This is a genomic window from Motilimonas sp. E26 (genome assembly GCF_021278025.1).
Lineage (GTDB): Bacteria > Pseudomonadota > Gammaproteobacteria > Enterobacterales > CBDFNC01 > Motilimonas.
Genome location: NZ_JAIBHJ010000024.1, coordinates 29,453 through 40,157 on the forward strand (window position 1 = coordinate 29,453; position 10,705 = coordinate 40,157).

Genomic DNA, 10,705 nt, shown 5'->3' on the forward strand with positions numbered 1-10,705 from the left:
GCTGACTAAGCTGAGCAACCGCTCCCCACTGACAAAATTAAATGCGCACACTCAACATGAATATCACGGTGAAACACCAAGGAAAAGTAGTCAGCTCCTGTCTGAACGAATATTCGTCAGCGCAGCCTGATACAGCTAATCGCTAGTTGCATAACGAACTTGCTCACTATCAAAGCCACGATAATAGAGATATCGCTGCCTTTTTTGCCTACTTTTATAGTCATCTGGCTGTGGAGTGGGATATTTACGTTGATACAAACTTTTTGCTAATTCAAACCAATCAAGATCTAACTCATCTAAAGCCAAGCTAATTAAGTCGTTATCAATTCCTTTTTGTTTCAATTCCATTTTAATTCTGTTTAGACCTAAACCTTTGCCCGCTTTAATACGGATAAAGCTTTGCGTGAAACGTTGGTCATTAACATAATCACTGTCGCAACAGTAAGTTATCACTTGATTGATATGAGCAGAGGGGAAATTACGTTGTTGCAGTTTTTGTTGCAGCTCTAGACGAGAGTGCTCTCGCCTAGAGACCAAGTTTATCGCGGATTGATAAACTTGGTTATAGCTAGCAGTTTGATTATCAATCAAGCTCTGCTTCATCTTCTTCTTGAGCTGTCACGGAGGCTGCTTTCAAGTCATCTTTAGGCTTAGGTAACAAAGCATCGCGCAATAAGCCTTCAATTTCTTGTGCGATATGTGGGTTTTCAGTTAAGTAGCGACAAGCATTCGCCTTACCTTGACCGATTTTATCACCTTTATAAGAGAACCAAGCACCGGCTTTTTCGATTAACTTTTCTTTCACACCTAAATCAATCACTTCAGCTAGCATGTTAATACCCGCGCCATATAGGATTTGGAATTCAGCTTGCTTGAATGGAGGTGAAACTTTGTTTTTAACCACTTTTACGCGCGTTTCATTACCAACCACTTCATCGCCTTCTTTTACCGCACCGATCCGGCGGATATCTAGACGTACAGAAGCATAAAATTTCAGAGCGTTACCACCTGTAGTGGTTTCTGGTGAGCCGAACATCACCCCGATTTTCATCCGAATTTGGTTAATGAAAATACATAAACAGTTAGTTTGCTTGATATTACCTGTTAGTTTACGTAATGCTTGCGACATCAGGCGCGCTTGTAAACCAACGTGCGAGTCACCCATGTCACCTTCAATTTCGGCTTTTGGGGTTAATGCTGCAACGGAGTCAATCACTACCACATTGACGGCACCAGAGCGCACCAACATGTCACAAATTTCTAACGCTTGCTCACCGGTATCAGGCTGAGAAATAAGCAGTTCATCTACATTTACACCTAACTTACGCGCATAAATAGGATCTAAAGCATGCTCTGCGTCAATAAAGGCACATGTTTTGCCCTGTTTTTGTGCTTCTGCAATTACTTGCAGTGTTAGGGTTGTTTTACCAGAGCTTTCTGGGCCATAAATTTCAACCACGCGGCCATAAGGCAAACCACCTATACCCAACGCGACATCCAAGCCTAAAGAGCCTGTTGAAACAGATTCTATGTCCAGCATCGCAGCAGCGCCATCACCAAGGCGCATAATTGAACCTTTACCAAATTGCTTTTCTATTTGGCCTAATGCTGCTGCTAACGCTTTTTCTTTATTTGAATCCATTTGCGACTCCACTCAGGGTAAAAATTAGAAGTAATTGGCTTTAGTATACTGTGGTTTCGTACAGTATCAAGAGGAATTTTAACTGTATATAAATTCAGGCTTCTGCTGAAACTATATTTTAAATACCTATAACCATCAGCCAACCTTAACAAATCACTAGTCGATAAATCTATTTCTCTTTCACTGTATCTTTGCGAACGAGTTTGATTCCAGTATCCTTAGCGCCTTGCCCTACGTAACACAGCAGAGAACGGCCAAACTATGACAAATAAAACAACCCCACAACACACGCCAATGATGCAGCAATATTTAGCATTAAAAGCAGAAGCGCCTGAAATTTTGCTGTTTTATCGTATGGGTGATTTCTACGAACTGTTTTTCGATGATGCGAAAAAAGCCTCTCGCTTACTTGGCATATCATTAACCAAACGCGGCCAGACAGCAGGACAGCCGATCCCTATGGCAGGCGTGCCTCATCATGCTGTTGAAGGTTACTTGGTAAAACTGGTACAAATGGGCGAATCAGCAGCTATTTGTGAGCAAGTTGGCGATCCCGCCACCAGCAAAGGCCCCGTAGAGCGAAAAATTGTTCGTATCATCACTCCCGGAACCGTAAGTGATGAAGCGCTATTAGAAGATAATCGCGATAACCTGATTAGCTGTGTTTACCAATCGCAACAAACTTTTGGCCTCGCTACTTTAGATATCACTAGTGGCCGTTTCATTGTCAACCAATTTGAAAAAGAAGAGACCCTACAAGCAGAGCTACAACGTCTCGATCCGGCTGAATTGCTTTACCCAGAAGACTTCCAATATATTCAATTGTTCGAACAAAGACGTGGGATCCGTCGTCGACCAGAATGGGAGTTTGAACTACAAACAGCTAAGCGACTATTGACGCAACAATTTGAAACGCGAGACCTAGTGGGCTTTGGTGTTGAAGATGCCCATGTTGCACTCTGTGCTGCAGGTTGTTTATTGCAATACATAAAAGATACCCAGCGCACCGCATTACCTCATATCAATTCGATTTCGTTAGAGCAGAATCAAGATGTAGTCGTTTTAGATGCTGCCACACGTCGTAACTTAGAGCTGACACAAAACCTAGCAGGCGGCTTTGATAATACTCTCGCACAAGTGCTCGATAATACCGCGACCGCGATGGGTAGCCGTTTACTTAAACGTTGGATCCACCAACCAAGCCGCAATCTAAACACTTTAGCGCACAGGCAAGATGTTATTACAGAGCTATTAGATTTATCCCTTTATAGCGAAACCGCCGACCTTCTAAAAAACATCGGCGACATTGAGCGGGTTCTCGCACGCCTAGCATTAAAAAGTGCGCGGCCTCGCGATCTGGTTAAATTAAAAACAGCGTTTGCCACTTTACCCGATTTGAACCAGCTATTAGCTGATTCTGATAGCCCATTGCTACTCGCGCACAGTCAACGCATTGGTAACTACCCTGAGTTAGCAGACTTATTGCAGCGTGCCATTATTGATAACCCACCGGTACTGATTCGAGATGGCGGTGTGATAGCGCCCGGCTACCATGAAGAGCTGGATGAATGGCGCAGCTTATCTAAAGGGGCAACCGATTACTTAGCCGAGCTTGAAGAGCGTGAAAAACAGCAAACAGGCATCGCTACGTTAAAAGTAAGCTATAACCGCGTTCATGGCTATTATATTGAGGTAAGTCGTAGCCAAAGTGAGCAAGTTCCACCTCATTACGTACGTCGTCAAACGTTAAAGAATACCGAACGCTATATCATTCCAGAGCTAAAAACCTACGAAGACAAAGTACTCATGAGCCAAGGTAAGGCACTAGCACTTGAGAAAAAGCTCTATGACGAATTACTCGATTTGCTGCTACCTTTTTTAAGCGCGTTACAAAAAACAGCCATCGCTCTATCTGAACTGGACGTATTTGCCAATTTTGCCGAGCGAGCGGAAACATTACACTATGTAAAGCCGACGCTAAGCCATGACTCAGGGATACGGATCAGCGCAGGCCGCCACCCCGTGGTCGAACAAGTGACCAATGAACCTTTTATCGCTAATCCTGTTGAACTGAGTAAAGATCGCCGCATGTTGATTGTTACCGGTCCCAACATGGGCGGTAAATCAACCTATATGCGGCAAATAGCCTTAATTGTATTAATGGCCCATATCGGCTGTTACGTACCGGCAGACAGCGCGGTTATTGGCAATGTAGATAGAATTTTTACGCGCATAGGTGCCAGTGATGACTTAGCTAGTGGCCGCTCGACCTTCATGGTAGAAATGACTGAAACCGCTAACATTCTGCATAATGCTACTAGTAGCAGCTTGGTATTAATGGATGAGATCGGTCGCGGCACCAGCACATATGACGGTATGTCCCTCGCTTGGGCATGTGCCGAACACTTAGCGCAAACTACGAAGGCCTTTACCTTATTTGCTACCCACTATTTTGAGCTCACTCAGCTGCCAGAACTGATGCAGGGACTCGCAAATGTGCATTTAGATGCGGTTGAACACCAAGACAGCATCGCATTTATGCATTCAGTACAAGAAGGAGCCGCCAGTAAGAGCTATGGCTTACAGGTTGCCGCTCTTGCGGGAGTGCCGCAAAAAGTGATCAAGCAAGCAAAACAAAAACTGCATCAGCTCGAAACACAGGCGGATCAACCAAAGTCACCCACGACATCTGCGCCTAGCCAACCGAGCCTGCCATTTGCGGTAGAAACTGAGCACCCAGCGGTCACTCAGCTTGCTCAGATAAACCCAGATGAACTTTCGCCTAGGCAAGCCCTAGACCTTATCTACCTACTTAAAAAAGCGTTATAACGCGCGAGGTTTGAAATAGCCTTAATATTGTTGACGTCGAAAGCATTCGACTTGACAGATTCAAGGTTCGAGTTCATAGCAACAAAAAAGCCACAACATTCCGTTGTGGCTTTTTCATTTAACTAAAACGTCAATGAGAAAACGAGTTAGAGTTACTCACGAAACAAGGCTTCAATATTCAAGCCTTGTTGTGTCAGTACGTCTCTTAAACGACGCAATGCTTCTACTTGAATTTGTCTTACTCGTTCACGAGTGAGCCCTATTTCACGACCAACATCTTCAAGTGTTGAGGCTTCGTAACCTAACAAACCAAAACGACGAGCCAATACTTCACGCTGTTTCGCATTTAACTCTTCTAGCCAATGCACTAGGCTAGAGCTAATGTCATCGTCCTGCGTACATCCTTCTGGACCACCCGCTTTTTCATCAGCAATCACATCGAGTAGTGCTTTGTCTGAATCGCCACCTATGGGTGTATCAACAGAGCTAATCCGCTCATTCAAACGCAGCATTTTATTGACATCTTCAACAGGACGATCAAGTTTTTCTGCAATCTCTTCGGCTGTGGGTTCATGATCGAGACTATGGGCAAGCTCACGTGCAGTACGAAGGTAAACATTAAGCTCTTTCACCACGTGAATAGGGAGTCTGATAGTACGCGTTTGGTTCATGATGGCACGTTCAATGGTTTGTCGTATCCACCAAGTAGCATAAGTTGAAAAACGGAAACCGCGCTCAGGGTCAAATTTTTCTACAGCACGAATTAAACCTAAATTGCCCTCTTCGATTAAGTCTAATAGGGCTAGACCGCGATTGTTGTAACGCCTGGCTATTTTCACAACTAAGCGCAGGTTACTTTCAATCATACGTTTGCGGGCAACTTCATCACCGCGCAGGGCTCGTCGCGCGTAATAAACTTCTTCTTCCGCTGTGAGCAAAGGCGAGAAGCCTATTTCACCAAGGTAAAGTTGGGTGGCATCAAGATTTTTAACTTCTGAAGCGACCATTAATTCTTCGTCGATTTCTTCTTCAACATCAAGAGCTATTAACTCTTCATCATCAACTAGGTCTAAGTTATCAGTCTTTGCTTTTACTTTTTGTGTAGTGAGATTCATACTGTGTTCTCCCTAACAGTTGCAGTACAAAGTGTACTGCTACGGTTATTTTTTTGGTAAAAACCGTAGTGGATCTACGGACTTACCGCGGTACCTAATTTCGAAATGAAGCCGGACATCTGTTGTGCCTGTACTTCCCATTTCAGCTATGAGCTGGCCCACTTTAACCGTTTGCTGCTCTTTAACGAGCAACTTATCATTATGAGCATAAGCGCTAAGATAATCGTCATTATGTTTGATGATAATTAACTTACCGTATCCCCTTAAGGCGCTTCCGGCATAAACAACTTTGCCATCAGCAGATGCTTTAACAGACTGATTACGCTTGCCGGCAATATCTATGCCTTTGTTTCCTAATTCCGCAGTGGAAAAGCCTTGAAGAATTTTCCCTTGGGTTGGCCATTGCCAATTAGAAATCTTATTACTTGCTACGTCAGTTGTTGCATTTTTGTTCTTATTTTTTTCAGCGTATTCTTTTCTTTTTTGCTGTTCAAGTTTTTTTTGTTGATTTTTTTCATTTATGCTTTGAGCGGTTTTTGTTTCGGGTTTGGCGTGAACTTTGCTAACCAACTGGTTTTTATTGCTGCTGGAACCGGTTCCAGTAGTTTTATATTTTGCCGGTGGAATTTTCAGCTTTTGTCCGACGAAGATAGTATAAGGGGGCTTGATTCGGTTGTATGCGGCGATATCTTTGTAATCTTTACCTGCTCGCCAAGCAATACCAAACAGTGTATCTCCCGCCTTAACCTTATATATAGGTTGTGACATTTGACCATAATTTTTCTGCTGGTATTTGCCCGCATTTTTAACAGGAGCAGGTGAATGATTGGAACTACAAGCTGAAATGAATAATACCCAGCCACACACAAGGACTATGTGTAAATGACGCACTAAGCAAACAGAAAATAATCTCAAGCTAACTCACCATTAATTAAAGGAACAAATCTCACCATTTCGATGGTTCGGCTAACAAACCCAGTTTCATCACGAGTGATGACCTTCAACATTTGCTCTGTATCTCCAACCGGGATCACTAAACGCCCTCCCTCTTTCAATTGCCCTAATAATGCTTCAGGTACCGAGCTTGCAGCTGCGGTAACAATAATGGCATCAAAGGGCCCTTTGCTTTGCCAACCTTGCCAACCATCACCGTGTTTACATGACACATTATGGCAATCTAGTCGGTTTAACTTACGCCGAGCTTGAAATTTTAAATTTTTAATCCGCTCAATGGTGCAAACTGAGTCAACCAGCTGAGATAGGACGGTTGTTTGATAGCCCGAGCCAGTCCCCACCTCTAAAATATGCTGGGGAGCAGACTCTAATAACAGCTCTGTCATCTTGGCGACAATATAAGGCTGTGAAATCGTTTGCCCTTGTCCAATGGGCAACGCAGTATTCTCCCAAGCTTGGTGGGAAAAAGCCTCATCAACAAACCAATGACGAGGTGTCTTTGCCATGGCATCCAAAACCGATTGATTGGTTATTCCCATTATCTGTAACGTTTTGGCTAACGCTAAGCCTGCTGGGGTAACTTCTAGCATCTACTCTCACCCCATTGTTGCTTCATTCTCACTAATGCAGACTGATGTGTTAGATCAATGGTTAAAGGCGTCACAGACACAAAGCCACTATTAATGGCATGAAAGTCTGTTCCCTCACCGGCATCTTGCGTTTTACCTGGTGGACCAATCCAAAATATATCTTTTCCGCGTGGGTCTTGTTGTTTCAGCACCGCCTCTGCGCGATGGCGACTACCTAAACGTGTTAGCTTAATACCTTTAACCTCATTTATCGGTATATCGGGTACATTTATGTTGATCACTTGAGCTTCTTTCAAACCAAACTGCTGCAGCTTAGCAAGGATTATTTTGCAAAAATGAGCCGCGGTTTCGTAATGCTTATCACCCACAAGTGACACTGCCAAGGCAGGTAATCCAAGAAATCGACCTTCTGTCGCAGCAGCAACCGTGCCAGAGTAGATAACATCGTCACCCAAATTGGCCCCTTCATTAATACCTGCAATCACAATATCAGGCTCTTGTTCAAATAATTCATTGATAGCTAAATGCACACTGTCTGTTGGCGTGCCATTAACGCTATAAAAACCATTACTCAATAATCGTAATCTCAATGGCGATTCTAGGGTCAATGAATTACTGGCCCCACTATGATTACGCTCGGGCGCAACGGTTGTCACTTGGGCGATATCATTTAACGCAGCAGACAAACAGGCGATACCGGGTGCAAACACACCATCATCATTACTCACTAAAATTCGCATGGTTTTCCTGCACTTCCACTAGTTCACGGATCACACTGGTTGCATAACAACCCGACTCAAGATAAAAACTCACAACCATATCATTGCCTTCAGCATGGTAGGTCAAAGCTTCTGGCAAAATAAACAGAGCACGTCGTTCTTGTTTTAGGCCGTTCGCTTCTAGTCCCTGCTTTAGCTCTTCTTCACCCGCCAAAGCCGCGAGTTCAAACACTTGCGCATCAAGGTTAGCAGCCAACTCCCCTTTGCCCCAAAGTGGGCCAGTTAATTTTATATTTTGCTGTGCTAAGCGCTCTGCTAAGGTGGAATCTTCAGCATCCGTGGTAAAGTACGACCGACTTCCCACCAGACCACAGCAATCACCCGGTAAAACCGTAAACGCTAAGCCTTGCTTAATGCGTTGTGACACAACTTTATTAAATAAATAGCTGCGCGCAGCTGATAAATACATGCCTTTTTTAAAGCGATCTTTTACCTTGCGGCCATTAAACATTGCCTTTGCGGCGGTAATGTTACCACCGTTAAAACCAAATCTTTGTTCACCAAAGTAATTCGGAACCCCTTGCTTAACTTGCTCCAAGCGCTCTGTTAAGGCAGCTATATCTGAAACATCGCGCAGGCGGATAGTAAAAGCATTACCTGCTAGGGCGCCGGTTTTCAGCTTTCGGTTGTGGCGAGTAATAGACAGGATCTGCACTAAATCACTATTTAATTCACTAAAGTCCGGCGTTACTAAGCCAGGAATATGTACAGAAAAGGTCTGTTCGGTAACACCACGACGATCTTTTAAACCAGCGTAAGTCACCATTTTGGCAGGCAGACCGGCTATTTTGGCGATTTGCTTGGCAACAAATTGGGTGTTTTCATTGCGCTTTTGCAACCGAATAAATACATGTTCACCGTCCCCTGTCGCCGCAAAGCCAAGGTTTTCTGTAACCACAAAATCTTCAACTTCGGCCTTAAATTGTGCATTAATTTCCGGCTTGCCGTAGAGATAGCTCCAGTTCATTTCAACGCTCATAAGACTTTCACCAATAGCACCACACAATGGCAAGCAATGCCTTCTTTTCGCCCTGTAAAACCTAACTTTTCTGATGTTGTCGCTTTCACATTAACTTGTGATAACTCAGCTTCTAAATCCTGTGCTAGACAAACACGCATGCTATCGATATGAGGGGCCATTTTAGGGGCTTGAGCAATAATAGTGACATCAAGATTGCCAATCTGATACCCCATTTGTTTTACTTTATTAAACACATCACGCAACAAAATTCGGCTATCAATACCCTTAAATTCAGCATCCGTATCAGGAAAGTGACGACCAATATCGCCAAGGGCGAGCGCGCCAAGTAAAGCATCGGTTACCGCATGCAAAGCCACATCACCATCCGAGTGAGCGACTAACCCTTGCTCGTAAGGTACTGCTACACCACCAATAATTACGGGGCCATCGCCACCAAATTTATGTACATCAAAACCATGTCCAATTCGTACCATGGAAAGCCCTTATAGAGAGAGAGATTGAGTTAAAAAAAGTTCTGCCATTGCCATATCTTCAGGACGCGTCACTTTTAAATTATCCGCGCGCCCGGGCAAAATGGAGCAGGCTGCACCGCTGAGCTCAATGGCAGAAGCCTCATCTGTAATATTAACGCCTTGCAGCAAAGCTGATTCTAAAGCAAGGCGCAATTGCTGTACGGAAAACGCTTGCGGCGTTAACGCATGCCATAAATGCTCTCGATCAACGGTGCCTATAATATTGCCATTAGCATCACTACGCTTCATGGTGTCACGCACTTGAGTGCCTAAAATAGCGCCCTGATGATACGTTTCAATATGCTCTATTAATAAATCTATATCCGAGTGGGTCAAACAAGGTCGAGCAGCATCATGAACGAGTACCCATTCTGCTTTTTTTATCGCATGCAAACCACTTAACACTGAGTCACAGCGCTCTGCCCCACCTGGCGCTAAGGTTATTTTAGGATGCTTAGCCACTTCCAGCTGCCTAAACCAACAGTCATTTTCGGCTAATACCACCACAACCTCACTTATCGCCGAGTGCTGAATTAAGTGAGATAAACTATGTTCAATAACTGTTTTACCAGCTAACGGTAAGTATTGCTTAGGCAACACCGACTGCATTCTACTGCCTATGCCTGCGGCGGGTAAAATTGCCGCATAAGTTTGCTTAATCATTTATTTGCTTTTCTTTTGGTAAAATACGAAAGAACATTTCGCCTTCTTTAATAAGGCCTAATTCATTTCGAGCGCGCTCTTCAACTGACTCGGTCCCTTGTTTCAAATCGGCAATATCTGCAAACATACGCTTATTTCGTTTACGCAGAATGTCGTTATCTATCTCTTGTTGCGCAACTTCAGCTGAAAGCCGAGTGTAATCAGCCAAACCATTTTTGCCACGCCAAAGGTGGTATTGCAATAATGCTAATGAGATGCATAAAAGGAGTGTGAAAAATCGCATAAATATTTTGTTAAAACCCGCTATTAGGTACATATTTATTTTAAGGCAGTTAGTTTCCCACATAAAAGCCTTTAAATCAGCTATTGCGCACGTAATTTCTGAAGTCGACAACTATTCCACAGGCAAAAAAAATCCCCACCGAAGTGAGGATTTCTAATCTTAAGGTTTAAAGCTCAGTGATGCTGGTAAAACACCTAACAAAATTACTGACCTTTAACTTCTTTAAGACTGAAGCTAAAGAGGTGCTTATTAAAAGCACCTCACAGAATTACTGACCTATAACTTCTTTAAGACTGAAGCTAAGGAGGTGCTTATTAAAAGCACCTCACAGAATTACTGACCTTTAACTTCTTTAA

11 protein-coding genes are annotated in these 10,705 nt (G+C 43.6%); 1 reads left to right on the forward strand and 10 read right to left on the reverse strand.

Annotated features, from left to right (window positions below; translation table 11 throughout):
- Positions 1-135 precede the first annotated feature (135 nt).
- Together recX and recA are read right to left on the reverse strand one after the other, a co-directional pair.
- Positions 136-603, reverse strand: coding sequence for a recombination regulator RecX (recX, locus tag K1M91_RS16805; RefSeq protein WP_232803420.1), 468 nt, complete (start codon positions 601-603; stop codon positions 136-138).
- Entirely contained in the window at positions 584-1,642 is a 1,059-nt protein-coding gene (recA, locus tag K1M91_RS16810) for a recombinase RecA (protein WP_232803421.1), read from the reverse strand. The genes recX and recA overlap by 20 nt, the downstream gene beginning before the upstream one ends.
- Before the next feature lie 261 nt (positions 1,643-1,903).
- Here recA and mutS point away from each other — a divergent pair, with 261 nt between their 5' ends.
- Positions 1,904-4,471 (forward strand): DNA mismatch repair protein MutS, encoded by a 2,568-nt coding sequence (gene mutS / locus K1M91_RS16815; protein WP_232803422.1) that lies wholly within the window; start codon positions 1,904-1,906, stop codon positions 4,469-4,471.
- 152 nt (positions 4,472-4,623) lie between these two features.
- On the opposite strand, the gene rpoS is transcribed toward mutS, so the two are convergent.
- From rpoS to ftsB, 8 genes are read right to left on the reverse strand one after another with little or no spacing between them, the layout of a single operon-like run.
- Positions 4,624-5,586 (reverse strand): RNA polymerase sigma factor RpoS, encoded by a 963-nt coding sequence (rpoS, locus tag K1M91_RS16820; RefSeq protein ID WP_232803423.1) that lies wholly within the window; start codon positions 5,584-5,586, stop codon positions 4,624-4,626.
- Positions 5,587-5,631: 45 nt separating this feature from the next.
- Positions 5,632-6,501, reverse strand: coding sequence for a peptidoglycan DD-metalloendopeptidase family protein (locus tag K1M91_RS16825; RefSeq protein ID WP_232803424.1), 870 nt, complete (start codon positions 6,499-6,501; stop codon positions 5,632-5,634).
- Positions 6,498-7,130: a protein-L-isoaspartate(D-aspartate) O-methyltransferase gene (locus tag K1M91_RS16830; protein ID WP_232803425.1), complete on the reverse strand. Its 633-nt coding sequence runs from the start codon at positions 7,128-7,130 to the stop codon at positions 6,498-6,500. Before K1M91_RS16830 ends, K1M91_RS16825 begins: the two co-directional genes overlap by 4 nt.
- Complete coding sequence (surE, locus tag K1M91_RS16835; RefSeq protein ID WP_232803426.1) at positions 7,124-7,870, reverse strand: 5'/3'-nucleotidase SurE; 747 nt, start codon at positions 7,868-7,870, stop codon at positions 7,124-7,126. The genes K1M91_RS16830 and surE overlap by 7 nt, the downstream gene beginning before the upstream one ends.
- The gene (locus tag K1M91_RS16840) at positions 7,851-8,888 is read right to left on the reverse strand and encodes a tRNA pseudouridine(13) synthase TruD (RefSeq protein WP_232803427.1); all 1,038 of its coding nucleotides are present in this window, start codon (positions 8,886-8,888) and stop codon (positions 7,851-7,853) included. Before K1M91_RS16840 ends, surE begins: the two co-directional genes overlap by 20 nt.
- Positions 8,885-9,364 carry a 2-C-methyl-D-erythritol 2,4-cyclodiphosphate synthase gene (ispF, locus tag K1M91_RS16845; protein WP_232803428.1) on the reverse strand — a complete coding sequence of 160 codons (480 nt, stop codon included), beginning with the start codon at positions 9,362-9,364 and terminating at the stop codon, positions 8,885-8,887. Before ispF ends, K1M91_RS16840 begins: the two co-directional genes overlap by 4 nt.
- A gap of 9 nt (positions 9,365-9,373) precedes the next feature.
- Positions 9,374-10,066: a 2-C-methyl-D-erythritol 4-phosphate cytidylyltransferase gene (gene ispD / locus K1M91_RS16850; protein ID WP_232803429.1), complete on the reverse strand. Its 693-nt coding sequence runs from the start codon at positions 10,064-10,066 to the stop codon at positions 9,374-9,376.
- A complete protein-coding gene (gene ftsB, locus K1M91_RS16855; RefSeq protein ID WP_232803430.1) occupies positions 10,059-10,349 on the reverse strand; it encodes a cell division protein FtsB in 291 nt (96 codons plus the stop codon). The genes ispD and ftsB overlap by 8 nt, the downstream gene beginning before the upstream one ends.
- Between the last annotated feature and the right edge of the window lie 356 nt (positions 10,350-10,705).